The sequence below is a fragment of the uncultured Lactobacillus sp. genome (assembly GCF_946477725.1).
Taxonomy (GTDB): Bacteria; Bacillota; Bacilli; order Lactobacillales; family Lactobacillaceae; genus Lactobacillus.
The window spans coordinates 1-19583 of sequence record NZ_CAMKZC010000004.1; the positions used below are offsets into that span (position 1 = coordinate 1).

17 protein-coding genes are annotated in these 19583 nt (G+C 38.8%); 4 read left to right on the forward strand and 13 right to left on the reverse strand.

The window, feature by feature from the left end; translation table 11 throughout:
* Positions 1–17: 17 nt before the first annotated feature.
* Positions 18–1595, forward strand: a complete 1578-nt coding sequence (locus Q0R51_RS03000; protein ID WP_122026489.1) for a multicopper oxidase family protein — start codon at positions 18–20, stop codon at positions 1593–1595.
* A 99-nt stretch (positions 1596–1694) separates the two neighbouring features.
* Positions 1695–2405 (forward strand): C39 family peptidase, encoded by a 711-nt coding sequence (locus Q0R51_RS03005; RefSeq protein ID WP_294756580.1) that lies wholly within the window; start codon positions 1695–1697, stop codon positions 2403–2405.
* A gap of 175 nt (positions 2406–2580) precedes the next feature.
* On the opposite strand, the gene Q0R51_RS03010 is transcribed toward Q0R51_RS03005, so the two are convergent.
* The 5 genes from Q0R51_RS03010 to Q0R51_RS03030 all read right to left on the reverse strand — a co-directional run bounded on the left by Q0R51_RS03010 (position 2581) and on the right by Q0R51_RS03030 (position 7075).
* Entirely contained in the window at positions 2581–3057 is a 477-nt protein-coding gene (locus Q0R51_RS03010) for a threonine/serine exporter family protein (protein ID WP_046325506.1), read from the reverse strand.
* 3 nt (positions 3058–3060) lie between these two features.
* A complete protein-coding gene (locus Q0R51_RS03015) occupies positions 3061–3837 on the reverse strand; it encodes a threonine/serine exporter family protein (protein WP_294756581.1) in 777 nt (258 codons plus the stop codon).
* An 8-nt stretch (positions 3838–3845) separates the two neighbouring features.
* The gene (locus tag Q0R51_RS03020) at positions 3846–5393 is read right to left on the reverse strand and encodes an ABC-F family ATP-binding cassette domain-containing protein (RefSeq protein ID WP_294756582.1); all 1548 of its coding nucleotides are present in this window, start codon (positions 5391–5393) and stop codon (positions 3846–3848) included.
* A 114-nt stretch (positions 5394–5507) separates the two neighbouring features.
* On the reverse strand, positions 5508–5867 hold the full coding sequence (locus tag Q0R51_RS03025; protein WP_046325509.1) for a hypothetical protein: 360 nt from the start codon (positions 5865–5867) through the stop codon (positions 5508–5510).
* A gap of 26 nt (positions 5868–5893) precedes the next feature.
* A complete protein-coding gene (locus Q0R51_RS03030) occupies positions 5894–7075 on the reverse strand; it encodes an LCP family protein (RefSeq protein ID WP_122026493.1) in 1182 nt (393 codons plus the stop codon).
* A 148-nt stretch (positions 7076–7223) separates the two neighbouring features.
* On the opposite strand from Q0R51_RS03030, the gene pepF reads away from it, so the two are divergent.
* A complete protein-coding gene (gene pepF, locus Q0R51_RS03035; RefSeq protein ID WP_294756585.1) occupies positions 7224–9029 on the forward strand; it encodes an oligoendopeptidase F in 1806 nt (601 codons plus the stop codon).
* A gap of 280 nt (positions 9030–9309) precedes the next feature.
* A complete protein-coding gene (locus tag Q0R51_RS03040) occupies positions 9310–10515 on the forward strand; it encodes an IS110 family transposase (RefSeq protein ID WP_294756586.1) in 1206 nt (401 codons plus the stop codon).
* 135 nt (positions 10516–10650) lie between these two features.
* Here the strand turns inward: Q0R51_RS03040 and Q0R51_RS03045 are convergent, their stop codons facing one another.
* The 8 genes from Q0R51_RS03045 to Q0R51_RS03080 form a co-directional block, all read right to left on the reverse strand.
* The gene (locus Q0R51_RS03045) at positions 10651–11925 is read right to left on the reverse strand and encodes an ISL3 family transposase (RefSeq protein WP_294756587.1); all 1275 of its coding nucleotides are present in this window, start codon (positions 11923–11925) and stop codon (positions 10651–10653) included.
* 297 nt (positions 11926–12222) lie between these two features.
* Positions 12223–12972, reverse strand: coding sequence for an amino acid ABC transporter ATP-binding protein (locus Q0R51_RS03050; RefSeq protein WP_110446575.1), 750 nt, complete (start codon positions 12970–12972; stop codon positions 12223–12225).
* Positions 12965–14458: an ABC transporter substrate-binding protein/permease gene (locus Q0R51_RS03055; protein WP_294756589.1), complete on the reverse strand. Its 1494-nt coding sequence runs from the start codon at positions 14456–14458 to the stop codon at positions 12965–12967. The genes Q0R51_RS03050 and Q0R51_RS03055 overlap by 8 nt, the downstream gene beginning before the upstream one ends.
* Before the next feature lie 168 nt (positions 14459–14626).
* Complete coding sequence (locus Q0R51_RS03060) at positions 14627–15856, reverse strand: lactate oxidase (protein WP_294756590.1); 1230 nt, start codon at positions 15854–15856, stop codon at positions 14627–14629.
* 157 nt (positions 15857–16013) lie between these two features.
* Entirely contained in the window at positions 16014–16811 is a 798-nt protein-coding gene (locus Q0R51_RS03065) for a metal ABC transporter permease (RefSeq protein ID WP_122026496.1), read from the reverse strand.
* Positions 16811–17431, reverse strand: a complete 621-nt coding sequence (locus tag Q0R51_RS03070; RefSeq protein ID WP_110446727.1) for a metal ABC transporter ATP-binding protein — start codon at positions 17429–17431, stop codon at positions 16811–16813. Before Q0R51_RS03070 ends, Q0R51_RS03065 begins: the two co-directional genes overlap by 1 nt.
* 57 nt (positions 17432–17488) lie before the next feature.
* Positions 17489–18637 carry an SLAP domain-containing protein gene (locus Q0R51_RS03075; RefSeq protein WP_294756593.1) on the reverse strand — a complete coding sequence of 383 codons (1149 nt, stop codon included), beginning with the start codon at positions 18635–18637 and terminating at the stop codon, positions 17489–17491.
* Between the two features lie 13 nt (positions 18638–18650).
* A complete protein-coding gene (locus tag Q0R51_RS03080; protein WP_294756595.1) occupies positions 18651–19550 on the reverse strand; it encodes a metal ABC transporter solute-binding protein, Zn/Mn family in 900 nt (299 codons plus the stop codon).
* Positions 19551–19583: the final 33 nt, after the last annotated feature.

The window sequence follows — 19583 nt, forward strand, 5'->3', positions numbered from 1 at the left end:
CTGAAAGGTAGACGAATATGTCAGATAAAGTTTACACAGATTATTTCTATAATTCTGAAGATTTTGATAAAAACCACGAAATGGGATACAAAGATCTTCATATTCCTGAAGGCGTTGAAGCTCAGCCTTTGATTGTTCCTCCAGTATTAGAACCTGATAAACAAGAAAATAACGATGTTTGGTATACAATCGATTCTCAAGAAGGCGACTTCCAATTTTTGCCAGGGAAAAAGACTCATACATGGGGCTACAACTTCCCAGTTCTTGGTAAGACCATGGTTTTAACCAGAGGTCAACATGTTCACGTAACTTTGAAGAACAGCTTGCCAGAATTGACTACTTACCACTGGCACGGTATGGAACTTTCAGGTCCTGGTAACGATGGTGCTTGTCACTCACCGGTTTACCCTGGTGAAGAAAAGCACATTGACTTTATAGTTAAACAACCAGCAGCTTTGACTTGGCTTCATGCTCACCCATGTCCATCAACTGCCATGCAAGTTTGGATGGGACTAGCTATGGGCGTTGTTATTACTGATGCCAACGAAGCTAAGTTGCCAATTCCTAAGACTTACGGCAAGGACGAGTTCCCAATTATTTTGCAAGACCGTATTTTCCACGAAGACAACCAATTTGACTACAAGGCAGACTACAACGCAATGGGTATCTTTGGCGACACTCCAATCATCAATGGTGTTGTTCGGCCATACGTTGATGTCACTACTCAAAAAGTACGTTTGCTCTTCTTAGGTGGTTCTAACCGTCGTGAATGGCGCCTGCACTTTAGCGATGACTTGGTAATGACCCAAATCGCTGGCGACGACTCATTCTTGGAGCACCCAGTTAAATTGACCAAAGTCTTAATTGGACCAGGTGAACGTCAACAAGTAGTTGTTGATTTCAGCAATTATAAAGAAGGCGATGTTGTCAACCTTTACACTGACGACTTCAAGCTGGTTGAATTCAGAATTCACAGTTATGAAAAAGATGACAGCGTAATTCCTGATACTTTATTCAAACCATATGATCCAGTTGTTAACCCTAACTCACCAGTTCCTCATGTTACTATGGATAACCACAACATGATCAACGGTAAGCTGTTCTCAATGGAAAGAATTGATATGAAGCAGGAATTGATGAATGCTGAATACTGGGACGTAACTAACACTAACGATAAAGTTAACGGTATGTTGCACCCATTCCACACTCACGGTGCCCACTTCCTGGTTGTATCACGTAACGGTAAAGAACCATATCCAAACGAAAGAGGCGTTTATAAGGACACTATCGAAGTAGCACCTCAAGAAACAGTTCGCATAAAGGTTTACTTCCAAAACACTGGTGTCTTTATGTACCACTGCCACATTATCGAGCACGAAGATGCTGGTATGATGGCGCAAATTCAAATTGTTGATCCAAAACACCCAGACAAGAAATATCATTTGATGGACATGGAAACTCTGACTAAGGCTTTTGCTGAAGAAAGAGGCGTGCCAGAAGATGAAGTCTTCTGCCCAGGTATGGACGTTGAAGGTATGGCAGTTAAAGGTGAAGATCACAGTCTTGACGCTTTGTCAGGCGCAACTCACCACTAATTATTACTTTCACTAAAGAATTAGTTAATTTTACAAAAATCGTTCATTAATTTGAACGATTTTTTGCTTTTAAGAAAGAATCTATGTTTAAATAGCTTTATGAAAAAGAAAAGATTTTCCATTAAAGCTATTTTATTGATATTCCTAGGTCTCGTTTTCTTAGGTGTAATTTTTAGCGGCCTTAATTCTAATAGTTTTAAAGATCGCTATGATTGGGTGACCCTCAAATCCGCTCAAAAACTGGATGTTCCCCTGGAAAACCAGTACCCGGAACTGCCAAATGGTTGCGAAGTAACTTCCTTGTCAATGCTATTACAGTATTATGGTATTAAGGTAAATAAACTAAACTTATCCGAAAATATCAAGCATGTATCTTCTTATACGGATGATGGCAAATACCGGGGTAATCCCCATGTAGGTTTTGTTGGTTATATGAGCCAGGCAAATGCTGGCTGGTGCGTTTATAATGAGCCTTTAGAACAAATAGGACTAAAATACACTAATCGGATTAAAAACTTTACTAATCATGATTTTATTCAAGTAATGAAACTAGTTTCTGATGGCCATCCTGTGCTAATCATAACTACCACAAACTTTAATCACGTTAATGATATGCAAACATGGCAAACAGCTCAAGGTGAAGTTCATGTAACACCATCTTCCCATGCTTGTGTTATTACCGGCTTTGATAAAAAAGCACGTATTGTTTACGTAAATGATCCTTTTGGCACCAAAAATAAAAAGGTTCCGTGGCAAAACTTGGAAAAAAGTTATAATCAGCAAGGAAAACAGGCATTATATCTGGAATAGAAAAAAGAGCAGATTCAATTAAGAATCTGCTCTTTTTCAAATCGAGGCCCGTTATTAATAACAGGTGACTACTTCTGTTCACATCAGGTTGGTCAACCACCAGCACTTCCCGTGCCTGCCACTTAAGGCGGGTGTCCTCACACAAATACGCATCTCGCGTTTTTGTCGACTCGCATTAATTATTATACTTATTCGAATGATGTTTGTAAAATTTTTTTATCCTGAAAAAGATTTCCACACACATACTTGATAAAAGCATCCCGAGAGCAATTGACCCTGTTACTATTATTACACGTAAAACCGCATCATTAGCTCCACTCAAGTTGCCCGAGGTTAGTTCTCGCACCGCCTGATAAGCAGGAACTCCGGGTACTAAGGGCACAATTGCCGGAATATAAAAGACAGTAGCCGGACACTTTTTTATCCTGGCAAAAACTATTCCTAAAATGCCAATGGCAAATGAACCAAGCAAGTTTGAGAGCAGCCGTCCCATTGATGCTCTCATTGCCAGCCAATAGATAATCCAGCTAATAATACCGCTCACACCAGCTAAATTAAGCACTCGCCGCGGAACGTTGATTGTTAGGGCAAAACCAACAGAAGCTAAATAAGCAAAGGCAACGTTAATTACTATTTCTAACCAAAAAGGCATTTTTTATGCTCCTAAAAACTTTAACACAATACCAACTCCACCGCCTAACGCAAAGGCTGTGAGCAAGGCCTCACAAATTTTCGCCATTCCTGAAAGAATATCGCCCTTAAACAAATCCCGCAGAGCGTTAGTCAATGCCAGACCCGGCACTAGTGGCATCAACGCTCCAGTTAAAATATTGTCAATAATCATTTTGGGGAAAAGATTAACTAATCCAGCTGCTACAACTGTCATAACCAGGGCAGCAACCAGTTCAGCCAAAAACTTGACGTTGGTAAAACGCTTAAAATAATAAAAAGAGAGAAATCCGATTGCTCCAACGAAAGCTGCGCCCGGAAAATCAACCCAGTCATAATTATTCATAAACATTACCATCAGCGTGGCACTTAAAACTGCAGCGCCAATAGTTTGCAGCCATAAGGGAAACGTGGGAAAACCACCGTGGCCAATTTTATCCACTTCCCTTTTAACTTCTTGCAAAGTGATTTTTTTATCCGCAAAAGCGCGCGATAATGAATTAATCCGGTCAACCAACTCAAGATTAATATTGCGTTCATGTACTAAAATACTCTGACAGTAATTGCCGTGGTCAAGACTCATAAAAACGCCTGTCGGCACCACAAAGACTCGCGGATCGGGTTCACCAGCACTTTTGGCAATCCGCAACATTGTATCTTCAACCCGATACATTTCACTGCCCCCTTCTATCATTAGCTCACCGGCAGTTAAACAGGTATCAAGTAAATCCTGGTAAAACAATTCACTTTGTTCAGCACTCATTTTTCACCTCAAAGTTTATTCATCGTTTCAATATCAATAGTTTTGTCAACCCAGTTACCTTGGAAAAAGTCCCGTTCGTGACTAACGATAATGACTCCACCAGGAAACTTAACGATAGCCTGCCTAAGTGCATCTTTTGCGTCGCGATCCAAATGATTGGTAGGCTCATCTAAAAACAATAAATTAGCAGGTTCAAACAACATTTTGGCCAGTTTAACCTTTTCTTGTTCACCACCCGATAATTTTTTTAAAGGGCTCATTGCCTGCTGAGCGGTAACACCTAATTTTGCCAGAGCGCCTCTTAATTCTTTAGGCTTAATCCGTTCAAAATTTTCCTGCAAATATTGCAAAGGAGTCATATTGTTATTAGGCCAGGTCAATTCCTGCTTAAAGTAAGCAATCTTGGCAGTTTCTGATAATTTATAGGTGCCGAAAATGGGTGCTAATTGCCCCAGCAATGTCTTTAATAACGTGGTTTTACCAATCCCATTAAAGCCAGTAATGGCAACTTTTTCATTATTTCCAACTGAAAAATTAAAAGCTTCTTTTACCAGCGCCTGGTCATAGCCGATTACCAAATCCTGTGTTTGGAGAAGTAAATTGGCTGCTGTTGCTACATAAGGAAATGCAAAATGCGGTTTATGATTGCTTTTGGGTGGATTCAATACTTCCATTTTTGCCAACTGGCGCGCCCGTGATTTGGCAATTTTCGACCGGGTTCCAGCTTTATTTTTACGGATGTATGCTTCTGTTTTAGCAATTTTGCGTTGCTGGTTAGTATAGGCCTTCATGTAAGTTTCCCGATTAGCATCTTTTTGCCTCATTGCCTGTTTTAATGTACCGGTATAACGCGTGATTGTGCCCAGATCAATATCAATAATGCAGTTGGCAATTCTGTTTAAAAAGTCATAATCATGACTAACAACAATAAAAGCACCCTCAAAATCATTCAAATAATCAACCAGCCAGTCAATATGAACAACATCTAAGTAGTTGGTTGGCTCATCTAACAGTAAAACAGCCGGAGTTTGCAGCAGCAATTTAGCTAAAATGATTTTTGATCTTTGACCACCTGACAATTGGCTCACATCATGATCATACCCTAACTCAGCTAGGCCTAACCCAGAAGCAACACGTTCAATTTCTGTATCAATATTATAAAAGTTGTTTTCCTCTAAGTAAGTTTGCAGTTTACCCGCTTTTGCAAGTAAGGAATCAGATCCTTCAGTTGCATATTGCTCATAAAGTGAATTTAATTCTTGTTCTTTTTGATAAAGAGGAGTAAAAGCCGTGCGCAAAAACTGCCGAATTGTCACGCCTTGCTGCAATTTAGCATACTGGTCGAGATAGCCGACTGCTACCTTATTTTGCCATTTAACTTGACCTTCATCAGGCAGTATTTCACCAGTTAAAATTTTAATCAAAGTGGATTTGCCCACCCCATTTTGGCCAGTGACACCCATATGGTCTTCTTTATTAAGAACGAAACTCGCATTCTCATACAAAGTTTTATCCTCAAAGCCTTGTCCTAAATTTTTAACTGTTAATAAACTCATTATGCATCTCCCTAAATAGTAAGATAAGTAGTACTGTAAAAAGTAAAGCAGTTGTTTTGTCTATCAATTTAATTTGTAAACGCATGCAATAAAAAAGTGGGCAGTTGCCCACTTTTACATTCTTTCTTGTTCATATTTCTGCAAGGCATCCAATATTTTTGGCCAATAGCGCTTAGGCAAGATTAATTGCAGCTTGTTATTATATATTGGAAAATCACTTGCTTTCATTCCCGTAATTTCGGCTAAATCCTTATCAGATAAGTGATATTTACTAGCAATCCGCTTTATTTCAACGGAAGCATGACCCCGAAACCATGAAAGAGCAAAGAAAAATAAGGCAAATATGCTAGCCACTAAAACAGCAACCGGTAAAGACCAGTGCAATGTGCGTAAGCAGATGAAAATTGCGGCAATAAAAGCAATAAAAGCTGATATCACACCATAAACAACTAAAATTACAGATTGCTTACGCATATTTTATCCTCCTTTGCCGAGAACAATTATTGACCCAAATTAGTCCCACTTGAACCAGTTCCACCCGAACTGCTACTTGACTCATCAGTTACTACTGAACGGTAAATCTGATAGTTAGTAAACGGACTTGGATCCTGCCATTTAATGTTATTGTTCTGTTCATTTAGCCTGTTGAGCTTCGTTTCATCATTATCCAATATTTTTTTATCCAAGTCAAGATTGGTCCGGATCTTGTCAGAGGCCTTCTGTAATTCTTTGGTAGACGCCACCTGAATAGAAGAACCGTTAATCCAAGCATCATGTCCTTGAATATAACCGCTGGAAATATTTTGGGAACAACCGCGATATGTCAAAGCTAAGGCTAACATATCATTAAAGGTAAGATTCGTTTTAACATACTTCGAAAAGATCTTAACCAACTTGCGGTAATTAGCTATTGAATCAACGGAGATAGCCTTGTGGACAACTGCGGTAATTACTTGTCTTTGGCGCATTTGCCTGCCGTAATCGCCTCGCGGATCATCATGGCGCATTCTAACATAAGCAACAGCATGACGTCCGTTTAGGTGTTGCTTTCCTTTATGAAAATCACACCAATCATACGAAAACTTAAACGGGACTTTAACATCAACACCGCCAACGGCATCGACTAAGCTTTTTAACGCCTTCATGTTAACTTCTACGTAATAATGAATGGGAACACCAATTAAAGCCGATACAGTTTTCATAGAAGCAGAACTGCCGCCAATTCCATAGGCTGAATTAACCCGAAACATATTGTACTTGTTTCCCGGATCACCTAAAATATTAGCAAGGGTATCACGAGGAATAGAAGTCATTGTTGCTTTATTCTTAGCCGGGTTAGCAGTAGCCAAAATCAAAGTATCCGAGTTGCCCTTATCATGTCTTCCTTCAAGGCCTTGATCAACTCCAAGAATCAAAACTGAGATTGGCTGCCTATTAGCAATACGAGCAGATGTGGCATAGTTACCACTATCACCATCAATTGCGCTGTGCAAAGCAAAATACATGTGAGCTGCCCAAGCCAGGCCCAGGCAAACACCCAAAACAGCCACAATACCACAAATCCGTGCGAAAACGCTGCCCTTGAATACTTTAGTTGGTTCTGCTAAAGCATGATTACGATGAAGATTTAGAGAAGAATGTCCTTTATGGTAATCTTCTCTGCGTTTTGAATTTGGATCCATTCCTCTATTTAATCCCTTTCGTATTTTTCCATCTATTATTTTTAACACTTTCAAACTTGAATTAAAATAATATCAATTATAATTAATAATATCTTATTTTTTATTCTTTAGTATAATTTAATTATATATATCAAAAAGGAGATTTTAAATGTCAATTCCTAAACGAAGTGAGGTTCCCGCAAATCTAAAGTGGGATCTAACAAGAATATTTAAAGCAGATGCTGACTGGGAAGATGAATATACACGTCTTAAAAAAGAAATACCAGTTTTAAGCACCTTGAAAGAAAATTTTGTTACATCAGGTACATCATTATATAATGGGATAACTAATATTTTAGCACTTAGCAGAAGGCTGGAAAAAGTTTACTCTTATGCTACTTTAGCCAGTGATGTTGACACTGGAAACGCACACTATTTAGGTTATGTTGCTCAAGTACAAGGATTAGCCAGTCAATTTGAAGCAGCCACCGCTTTTATGAATCCTGCAATTTTAAGTGTTTCTACCGCAAAATTAGCGGCCTTTAAGCAAGAAGAACCAAGATTGGTCAATTATAATCATTTACTTGATCAGATTACCAGAATGCGGCCTTATACTTTGTCTGCCAAAGAAGAAAAACTGATTGCAGATGCTGGAGATGCATTGTCTGCTTCTGACAACACTTATAACGTGTTGACCAATTCGGACATGGAGTATGGTTACACCCAAAACGATGACGGGGAAATGGTGCAGCTTTCTGACGGCTTGTATTCTTTATTGATTCAATCTCAAAAGCGTACAGTAAGAAAAGATGCATTTGATTCAATGTACGCCACATACGGCCAGTTTGAAAATTCTCTGGCTGCTACCCTTTCTGGTGCAGTAAAGGAACATAACTATAATGCCCGTGTTCATCATTATCAATCAGCACGTGAATGTGCAATGAACGAAAATGGTGTACCAACAGTTGTTTACGATACTTTAATTAATGAGGTAGACCAGCATTTAAGCCTTCTTCATGACTATGTAGCTTTACGCAAACAAATTTTAGGCTTGAACGATTTGCAAATGTGGGATATGTATGTTCCGTTAACTGGCAAACCGGCTTTAACTTACACCTTTGATGAAGCCAAAAAAGAGGCTAAAAAAGCTTTACGGCCATTAGGTGAGGATTATTTAAAGCAGGTTGACTACATTTTCAACAATCGGGTAATCGATGTGGTTGAATCACAGAACAAGGCTACCGGTGCATACTCTGGCGGCTGCTATGATACGGATGCATATGAACTACTCAACTGGGAAGATAATGTTGATTCATTATATACACTGGTTCATGAAACAGGTCATTCCGTTCACAGTATGTATACCAGACAAAGCCAGCCATATGTTTATGGCGATTATCCTATCTTTGTTGCTGAAATTGCTTCAACTACGAACGAAAATATTCTAACAGAATACTTTTTAGCACATATCACTGACCCTAAAACCCGCGCTTTTGTTTTAAATTATTATTTAGACTCTTTCAAAGGCACTTTATTTAGACAAACGCAGTTTGCAGAATTTGAACAGCGCATTCATGAACTGGATGCTGAGGGTGAGCCTTTAACTGCCGACCGTTTAGACGACATGTACGGCAAATTAAATGAGCACTATTATGGTGATGCAGTCGAGCCAGGAGGAGCAATTGCTAAAGAATGGGCCAGAATTCCACATTTCTATTATAATTTCTACGTTTACCAGTATGCTACAGGTTTTGCTGCTGCCACTGCTCTGGCCAATAATGTCGTGCATGGTACTGCTGAGCAGAGAAAAGCATACATTGGCTTTTTGAAAGCAGGTTCCAGCGATTACCCAGTTGAAATCATGAAAAAAGCAGGAGTTGATATGACTAAGCCTGATTATTTGGAAGAGGCCTTCACCACTTTTGCCAATCGTCTAGCTGAATTTAAGAAAATTGTCCAAAATAATTTTAAATAACACTTGCAAGTTTTGCTGACAAATAATATAACTGGCTCTTTGTCAAACATCCTAAAGTAGGAAGCAGATAGAAGTATGACGATACTTTTATCTGCTTTTTCTTTATACTTAAAGTTGAAGTTGAGGTCGCCAACAGGATTGAATCTTTGAATTCGATTGTCAAACGGGCCCATAAGGATAATGCCCTTTGCTAGTTAGGTTAGGATGAGGATCTTGAAGATCGTATTAAGAAAATGAACAAAGGCACTATTCTTCTTCAATAATTCTAGGAGGTGTTACAGTGAATGTTATTGGTATTGATGTTAGTCGTGGTAAAAGTCATGCCACTTTAATTACTACTGATTTTGAAAAGCAAGATTTTAATTTTAGTCATAATCGCAGCGGTTTTAAGCAATTAGCTGCTTATCTGGCCGATCCAGTTTTAGTTATTTTCGAAACCACAGGGGTTTATTCTGCTCAGCTAGCTTATTATTTAAGCCAAAATAAAATTAAATTTTGTGAGCTTAATCCGCTGGAAGCAAAAATGAGAATGTCATCTTTGCGGCGGAACAAGACAGATGCTAGTGATTCTTTCAAATTAGCTGTATTAGGCATTACGCAGGCAGCCGTCATTCGTACTAGAAGTCGACATTATATTGATATCCACTATCAGTCTTTGCGTTTTTTAGCTGTGCAATATCACAAATTAAGCCGAGAGCGGGTTAGAATTGAAAATCAGTTGCGTTCAGCGCTAGAGCTGTCTTTCCCTGAGTTAAACGATATTTTCCCCGTTATTCACTCTGTTGTAGCCTTGCAGATGATTCGTAAGTATGCACATCCAGATTATTTGGCTGGACTGACGGTTAAAGGAATGACGGAACAGCTTTATCGAGTAATTGGTAAACATATTACTAGGAAATTAATTGCCAGCTATTGCACTAAAGTTTGGACAGCCGCGCTCAATTCATATCCTGCCATTGCCGCTGATTCAATTGAAATATCAATCATTGGCATGTTATGCGATGAAATTGAAGGTTATAACCAGCGTGTTGCCCTAATCAAAGATCAGCTAATTAAAAAGGCAGCTAGTTTTCCAGAATTTAAGCTTATCAGCAGTATACCAGGAGCGGGACAGCTAAATACGGCCCTATTAATGGGATTTGCGGGCAATATTGAACGCTTCGAAAATTATAAGCAGCTCAATGCATACCTAGGAATTGACTTAAACAGATATCAATCTGGCACTTTGGTTAAGCATGACAAGATTAATCGCCGCGGTAATAGTTTTGCACGAACGGTTGAAATTGAGATGATTAAAAGCATGCTTAGAAATCAAGGCAGGATTAACAATCATCTAGTTGACTATTACTACAAATTAAAAGAGCCACCCTATTCCAAAAAGGATTTGGTAGCTCAAATAGCCTGCGTTAACCATTTAAATCGTACAATCATGCATTTGGTTCACACAAATCAAAGCTATGATTATCAACAAGCTGTACGTCAATAAAGGTTAACTGCTAAACAAATATTTAACTCTCAAAAAGGCGCCTTTTTGAAGTACCTTTAGTATACCCATTTTTAAATCTTTTTGATACTTGACATTCTATAAGAAATCCTGTTGATAGAGCTTAAATGAATAGAATCAAGCAGCTAATAAACTGCTTGGTTCTTTTTCTTTTACCTTGTTTTCTGCTAATCTAATCCTGGTTAGCAGATTGTGGAAGTTGGCGTAGCCAAAAGCTGTGCGCTCAATTTGTTTAATCTTGCGATTGAAGCCCTCTAAGCAGCCGTTGGAATAATTCAATGTTATCCCGTTAATTACTGCTTTCAGGTTATGCTTAAAAGTTAACAGGGTTTGATGCATTTGCCAGCCAACTTCTTCTTTAGCATGAATCACTTCTTTAATTGCCAGCGGATCTTTGGCAGCCAAAGCATCATAAAATGCCTGCAGCAGGTTGTAGGCATTAGTAAGCTCCGTGCTGCAGGCGATGCCTTCGTTGACTATCTGCTCTTGCGTCAGATTGTCTTTGTAGTGCCAATTGTAATGCGGATGAATTTGGTCGAGTGCCTGGTACTTCTTGAGATACAGTTTCCACGGTGATTTAAGCAGCTTGTATTCTCTGCTGGTCTTTTTGAATTTCTTCATGACCTGCACGCGCAGGGAGTTGAAGGAGCGCGTAAGCATTTGTACCATGTGAAAGCGATCAAGCACAATCTCAGCGTTGGGGAAGCATGCTCGCACAATGTCCTGATAGTAAAAATTCAGGTCCAGAGAAACTGTTTTGACGCCTTGCAAAGCCGCTGGCGCAAACTTTTTGAAGTAGGCAATAATTACTTTTTTATAGCGTGTTCGAAGAATCTGAACCACCTCGTGTTTGTCGGCATCAAGACAAATAAAATGCAAGGTGCGGTCAACGCCTTTAAACTCGTCGAAGGCCAGATGCTCCGGCAAATAATCATAGCTGCTACTAAACTGATGCGAGCAAGAGCCCAGCACTCTTTGCACCGTATTGACAGAAACATTGTTTTCCCGGGCAATGCTGGTCATTGAGCGGTCTTCTGTTAAAGCACTGAGAATTTTGAGCTTAGAATGCTGGGAAATACAGCAGTATTTGCCTACCAGGTCAGATTGAGCCATTGAGCGTTTATTGCAGGTGCGACACCAGACTCTCTGCTTAAAAAGTCTAATAATGACTGGCTGACTGGCATTGGCAGCAGGATAGCGGATTTCGGTTTTCAAACGGCCATTGTGCCGCAGCTCCTGTGAGCCACAAAAGGGACAACTGGGCTGCAATAAGACAGCTTGGTAAACCTTCTGCTTATAGCCGTTAGCCAAACGGAAGAAATAATCTTCAAAAACAATGTTTTGATCTTTAATATCAAGAGCAAATTTAATATAATTATTAAAAGAGGACATAATTCAAACCTTCTATAAAATATTGGGTGAAGTTAATATTTTATTACAAGAAGCAAGAGGAAGATGTCCTCCTTTTTTATGCAATAAAAAACCTATTAACAGCTTACCACATGGATAAGTCATCAACAGGATAAATTATAGAGCCATATAACTGATATGTAAATCATAATTTCTTACATCAAAACCCACTTTCTCTTTAACTGAAAGTGGGTTTTAAATTGTAAAAATTTTTACGCTTTACCTTTGATACTACCTTATTTGGCTAAATTGCCAGCAGGTAGGTTAATTTTTAAATGTTTATGCTTCCAATACTCTGGCTAAAAAGTCCTGGGCACGCGGAGTTTGTGGCTGCGCAAAGAATTGTTGTGGTGCAGCTTTTTCCTGAATATAGCCGTCTGCCATAAACCATACTTCATCCGCAACATTTTTGGCAAAGCCCATTTCGTGAGTTACAACGACCATTGTCATCCCTTTCTGGGCCAAATCCTGCATTACCTTTAATACCTCGCCTACCATTTCTGGATCAAGCGCCGAAGTTGGTTCGTCAAAGAGCATTACTTCAGGATCCATTGCCAAGGCACGGGCAATAGCAACCCTTTGCTGCTGGCCGCCGGAAAGGCTGGTGGGAAAAGCATCTGCCTTGTCAGCCAAGCCTACTTGATCTAATAGCTCAAGTCCTTTAGCTTTAGCATCACTGTCACTCATTCCTTTTACCTTCATAGGTGCTAACTTGATATTTTCAATAATGCTCATATGAGGAAACAAGTTAAACTGCTGAAAAACCATGCCCATTCTCTCACGCAATTTATCAAGTTGGTCTTCACTTAAAGCAGTTAATTCTTTATCTTCAAAAATCACTTTGCCGGAAGATGGCTGATCTAGCAAATTTAAGCACCGTAAAAACGTACTTTTACCAGCTCCTGAAGGACCAATTAAACAGATAACCTGGCCTTCATTTACTTGAGCATTAATATCTTTTAGGACTTCATTACTGCCAAATTTTTTCTGCAAGTGTTCAACTTTAATTACGGGTTTTGCGTTAGTCATGATTCATTTTCCTTTCAAATACTTTCATTAGGCTGGATAAACCAAAAGTAATGATAAAGTATAAGATCATTGTGATTACCAATGGCATAACTCCACGATAGGTATCAGCCTGGACTACCCGTGACTGATAAATCAAATCTTTGACGCCTATTACCGAAACTATAGAACTTTCCTTGATTAGAGAAACAAATTCGTTTCCCAGAGCCGGCCAAATATTTTTCATTGCTTGCGGCATAATAACGTAACGCATCGTCGCTGTCCGTGACAAACCCAAAGAACGAGAAGCCTCTGTCTGGCCAACAGCAATCGAATTAATACCCGAGCGAATTACCTCCGCTACATAAGCTGCAGAGTTGAGGGAAACTGCAATTATACCGGACAGTAAAGCCGGAATATTGATCACTACCCCTAAGCCAAAATAAATAAAGAGTAATTGCACCATTAACGGTGTACCACGAATAAATTCCACATATGCTGTCGCAAGCGAACGGGCAATTTGATTGTGTCCTAGCCGCATAAATGCCAGTATCGCACCTAATAAGAAACCGAAAAAGACAGAAATGGCGGAAATAAGTAAGGTATAGCCAACTCCCGCAATAAAGAAGTCTTTATATGCCCACATTGAATTGGATGCTTTAACTTCTTTTTTCGTCTTACCACCTGTTAAGTAATTGCCGGCTTTTGGTAAATACTTCTTATTGATTAAATCTTTCTGCTTAATCTCCGCAATTGATTTATTAGCAGCTTTGACTAAACTATTAGCTCCTTTATGAAAAGCAATAGAGGTTGCAGATGACTCGGTCTTTAGACCTGCGGGAATTACCATCACGCCAGCCGTATTTTGAGCAAAAGCCTCAGCCGTTGCTTTGTCAACAGAAACAGCATCAACCTTATGCGTTTTTAATCCTAAAACCAAGTCGTTATCTTTATCCATAGTTTTAAGTTTGACATTTTTGGCCTGCTTTTTAAGCATTGCCGCTTGCATGCTACCAGTTTGAGCGCCAATTGACTTGCCGGCAAAAGACTTATAATTATGATATTTGTCCTTATCTTCTGTTCTTATCAGTAATTTTTGATCACTTCTATAATATGGCTGACTAAAGGCGACACTTTGAGCCCTTTTAGGTGTTGCATTCATTCCGGCAATAACCATGTCAACTTTTCCAGTTTCAAGACCTACTAGAAGAGAGTCAAAGTCCATTGATCGCACTACAAGCTTAACACCCATATCATGAGCAATTTTTTGTCCTACTTCAACATCCATACCTACTATTTTAGACTTGCCATTAATATTTTTGACAAACTCATAAGGAGGATAATCTGGACTGGTTCCCATGACTAGCTCGCCTTTTTGTCGGACTTTTCGTAGATAATTGTCAGTTCTTTGTTCAGTTTGTCCTTTAGCAGCTACTGCCGTTTGGGGTAACAGGGTTAGCATTATGACTGCTATCAACAAAGTTTCAAGCAATTTCCACGCTTTCTTCATAATTTTCCTCCTAAATTTTATTTTTATTATGACAATTATAAAGATATAAAAATAGAATTACAACTATTACTTAATAATAATATTTTTTTAAGTAATAAAAAAAGGCTCTATTTATTAGTAAGAGCAACTAGTATATAGAGCGATTTTACTATTTACATTTTAAATTAATTAAGCTTGAGAAGCACCAGTTACAGCATCTGAACCACTATTCTTCAATTGGTTTTCAGCAGTTACAGGATATGGCTTAACTCTTGAAGGATCAGTATTTGACTTTAAGTTATCAGCCGTATAATTAATATGAGTAATCTTAGCATGTTTAACATCGTCGATTGTCTTGCAGCCAGTTAATTGCATGTCAATTAACAGTTCTTGATTAAGTTGTTCAATAACTGATTGAACACCCTTGGCACCACCAAGTGCTAGACCATATAGATATGGCCGGCCAATACCCACCATATCAGCTCCAAGTGCCAAAGCCTTAAAGACGTGCGAACCACGACGAACACCGGAGTCAAAGACAATCGGAACCCGATGATTAACAGCTTTCGCAATTCCTGGCAACATGTCAATTGTTGCAGGGCCACAATCTACCTCACGGCCACCATGGTTGGTAACATAAATACCATCAGCACCAGCACCCATAGCGATATAAGCATCCTCAGCACAAACAACACCTTTAACAAATACAGGTAAGCCAGACATTTCCTTGATGCGTCTAACATCCTGCGGGCCAATTTTTTGCGCCGAAGAAGCATACATTTGAGCAACAGTTTGGCCTTCGCCTTTAGCTCCTTGATAACGAGTAAAGAAATCTAAGGGTACAGGATAAGCAAAGTTAGTTCTAAGATTAGCTTCACGGAAGCCAGAGATCAGCGCATCTACTGTCAGGAAAATTCCTTTATAGCCGGCTTTCTTAACTGCATCAAAGACCATTTGGTTAAAGTCCCAGTCTTTACTGAGGTACAACTGGAAAAAGCGTGGTGCATCTGGAGCTGCAGCAGCAATATCTTCAACGCTCTTATTTGCATATGTACTGGATGAAAAGAGTGCACCAGCAGCTGCAGCACCCTTTTGGGTAGCAATTTCTGCATCCTTATGAGCAATACCGTGACAAGCAATAGGTGAGATCATCACCGGTGTTTTTAGTTTCATACCCATAAATTCAGTATCTAACTGCGGATGATCCATATTAGTTAAAGCACGCGGTACAATTTGAAAATGGTTGAAAGCAGTAGTGTTGTTACGCCAAGTCCATTCATTTTCAGATCCCGAAGCAATATAGTAATATGCTCCTTCAGGCATAACTTCCTTTGCCCGTTCCTCAAGTTCATCGAGGTTGACCATATTTAAAGCTTCATTACGTTCGCTTTGTGGAAAACCATTATAATAGTATGTCATTATTAAGACTCCTTCTTTATTATTATTTCCGCTTTTTATTATACATGTAAATGCATACAAAAGTTAGTGAATTTTTAAAAGAAAAGTTTAAATAACAGGATTATACTATAATTTTTTCACAAAAATAATAGCTGTTTTATCCTTTTAACCAGTTTTACTATAATTTATGCTTAATGATGTGAGTGAAGTAAGTTACAAGATAAATTGCTACTTCAATCACAGCTATAAAGAAGGTTACAGGCAAATTAGTAATATAACCCAGATATAGCCCGAGCCAAACGCCAATTAAAGCAAAAAAGACAGACCAAGCGATCATTGACGGGATAGTTTTGCCCAAATAATTAGCAGTAGCAGGTGGCAAAGTCAATAAAATAAATACTAAAAGAGAGCCCACTATTTGTGCGCCGATTGAAACGGACATTGCTAAAGCTATTAAAAAAATCACGCTGATTGCTCCGGTTTTTACCCCATGAGCAAGAGCACCAATGTGATCAAAGGAATCAAAGTTCAGCGGGCGCTGAATACTAAAAATCATTAACAACACGATTACGGATAAGACTATTAGTTGAATTACGCCTTGATGGTCAACCCCGATAATGCTACCAAACAAAATGTTAGTAGCATAATTGCTGTTTGCACCGGATATTGCCAGAAAAAGAACTCCCAAGCCAGTAAATAAAGCTGAAATTGCACTGATTGAGGATTCTTTTTGCTCGCTGTGAAGCGACAGTTCCCCTACGCTAATTGAACCAAGCAGAGTAAATAACAGCATGCCCCACAAAGGGCCAATTCCAAGCCAAACTGCAAACGCAGCTCCGGCAAAACCAATTTCAGACAGCGTATGTGCTAAAAAACTAAAATTGCGCGCCACTACATAGACACCAACCGTACCACAAGTTATGGCAATAAAGGTGCTCGCCAGAAAGGCATTACGCATAAAGCCGTAGGCAAACATTATTCATATGCCTCCTTAAATTGAGACATCTCGCCATGCTCAATTTGACCATGGTTTAAATATAAATAATTTTGCATATATTTGTGAGCTAATGACACATCATGCGTCACAAACAAGACAGTTATTTTATGTTTTGCATTCAAATGCTTGATTAATTTCATCAATTCATCCTTAGCAACGGGATCAAGACTTGCTGTAGCTTCATCTAAAATAATCATGTTCGGATTATCCAGTAAAGCTTGTGCTAAATAAGCTCTTTGCTTTTGACCACCAGAAGCCTCACCCATCCGAGTATCTTTAATTTGATACAGGTTAGTTTCCTCTAGTTGCTTTTTTATTGCCTTCTTAGTTGCACTATTTTTGATAACAGGGGCATTTAGACCCACAAAAGCTTCAATTGATAACGGATATTCTGCATCTATGTTGCGAAACTGAGGCACATACCCCAGCCGAACACCATCCGCAAACTTAAATTTACCTGCGCTAGGTGTCAAAATAGCCATTAAAATATTAATTAGAGTCGTTTTTCCTGTGCCGTTTGGGCCTAAAAGGGCAGTAAGTGAACCCTTTTCTAATTTAAAATTCAAATTATTGAAAACAGTATTTTTGTCAAATCTCATTGAGAGATTAGTGACTTCTAAAATATCAGACAATTTGCATTATTCCCACTTTTATTATTAAAAATTGCCCACCTTGACGAATTGATTAACATCAACGGGGTAATATTTACGACCCATAATTTTTACACGGCCGCCGTACGTGCGGACATAGTTTCCACGATATAGTTTATTTGTGCCAACTCGCTGGCCATTACCGTCATAAATATAGGCATTATGCCCTAAGAGTCGAAGTTTACCTTCTACATTGCTGGCTACAACGTATTCATTAATACCTATTTGTAAATATTTCCGTTTATTAATTGTTAGATTACCATAAATAGTTAGCTTGGAGCCGGCTTTTTTAGTTGGTAAATCCGTTGCTAGCCCATTTTCATCATAAATAAGCGCATTATGCATCAAAGTCCTGGTAGCAACCGGCTTAGGCAAAACTGCAGGTTTTTTAGCGGGTGCAACAGGTGTTGTCGGTGCTGGAACCTGTGTAGCTACCGGACTACTACCAACAGGAGCAGTAGGTATTGCTGATGCCCCTTGATCATAATAATATTTAACTAGCTCAAAGAAGTCATCCATTGAGTAACCCCATTTGGCAAAATAACCATCTGGATCAGTATGATCAGTTCCGCCTAAAAATGTAGATACAGCATGATGAGACCAAATTGTACCTTTACCATCATGAACGGCATTATCCGGTACCAAATTATATTTGTGCAAAAGCTGCGCCACATAAACAGCATCATTGTTGACACCTTTGGCAAAATCAGCAAGATTATTTTCCTCACATAATTCCACTTGAATAAAACGATTATTAGCTACAGGGCCTGCACCCCAAACACCATAATCAGGAGTTGTCATCTGAATAACGCCAGTCTTATCCACAAAAGCATGAACATAGGAATAAATATTCATCCATTCACGATTAAAATAAATAGCTTCATTGCGTGCTGTAGCATTAGGCGTAGCAGTCTCGTGAATAACAACACCTTCGGGCTTGCCGTTACGATAATTAATTGGATTGGCAGCAGTAAAGTCATTATATTTAATACCTTCTTGCGCCAATATTTGTTCCGCAAATGTTACACCGCTATAACTATTTTGTTTTGCAGTGTCATTAATTGTACCAGCCTGAACTGTCACCGGCTGTGGCACTGCCATGGTTGTAACAGTTGCTCCCAATGCCAAAACAGCAATTAATTTCTTCATTTTCATCGCCTCATAATAACTACTTTCGGGCTACTTCAGCCAAGTTTTGATAATTATCCTTCATCCAATCTAAATAATTTGTATTATCCGGAATTGTTTCTCTTACTTTTAAAACAGGAATATTTTGTTTTTGAGCCAATTTCAAAAAGTTAGTAACAGTTGAACTAGATGTCTGTTCATTGTCCACAAAAAATGCAATTTTTTGTTTTTTAATCCCTTCAGTCATTTTTTGAACGGAAGCTGGACTAGGGTCAGTATTGTTTTGAATTGCCTTCTCAAAATCCTTATTTGCCACTTTAATATTAACAGATTCTAAGGCATAATCAAAAACAGGCTCACTAACATAAATTGGTTTTTTAACCTGATGATTTAATTTAGCCGCTGATCTCTGAATTTGAGCAATCTGGGCTAAATACTTTTTCCCGTTTTTACGGTAATAACGAGCATGCTGCGGATCTTTTTTACTGAGCCGCTTAACTAAGTAATTAACATACTTAGTCGGCATAGTCAAATCAAACCAGATATGAGGATTATCACCTTTTTTTAAGCCCATTAGGTCTTCACCAACGCGCACCGGCTTTTTATCAACTGAAGAAGCCAATTTGTCCATCCAGCTGTCATAACCTAAGCCGTTTTCCACTACTATATCAGCATTTGATAATGCTTTAGCATCATTGGTGGTAGGTTGAAAGTCATGAGGATCAACAGATGACTTGGTAATTATTGCTTCTGCCTTACCATACTTGCCCACTACATTTTGAGCAATGTCAGAATAAATATTTGTGGTGGTCATAATAGTAATTTTATTACTTTTATGTGATTTCTGCGAACAAGCACCTAGCGTCAAAAGAACTAAACCGAATAAGGTAATTGCAGCAAATATCTTTTTTAATCTAGTAAATTTCACTAATGTTGTCATTCCTTTTCATTTTGAAGTGTTATTTTAATTAAC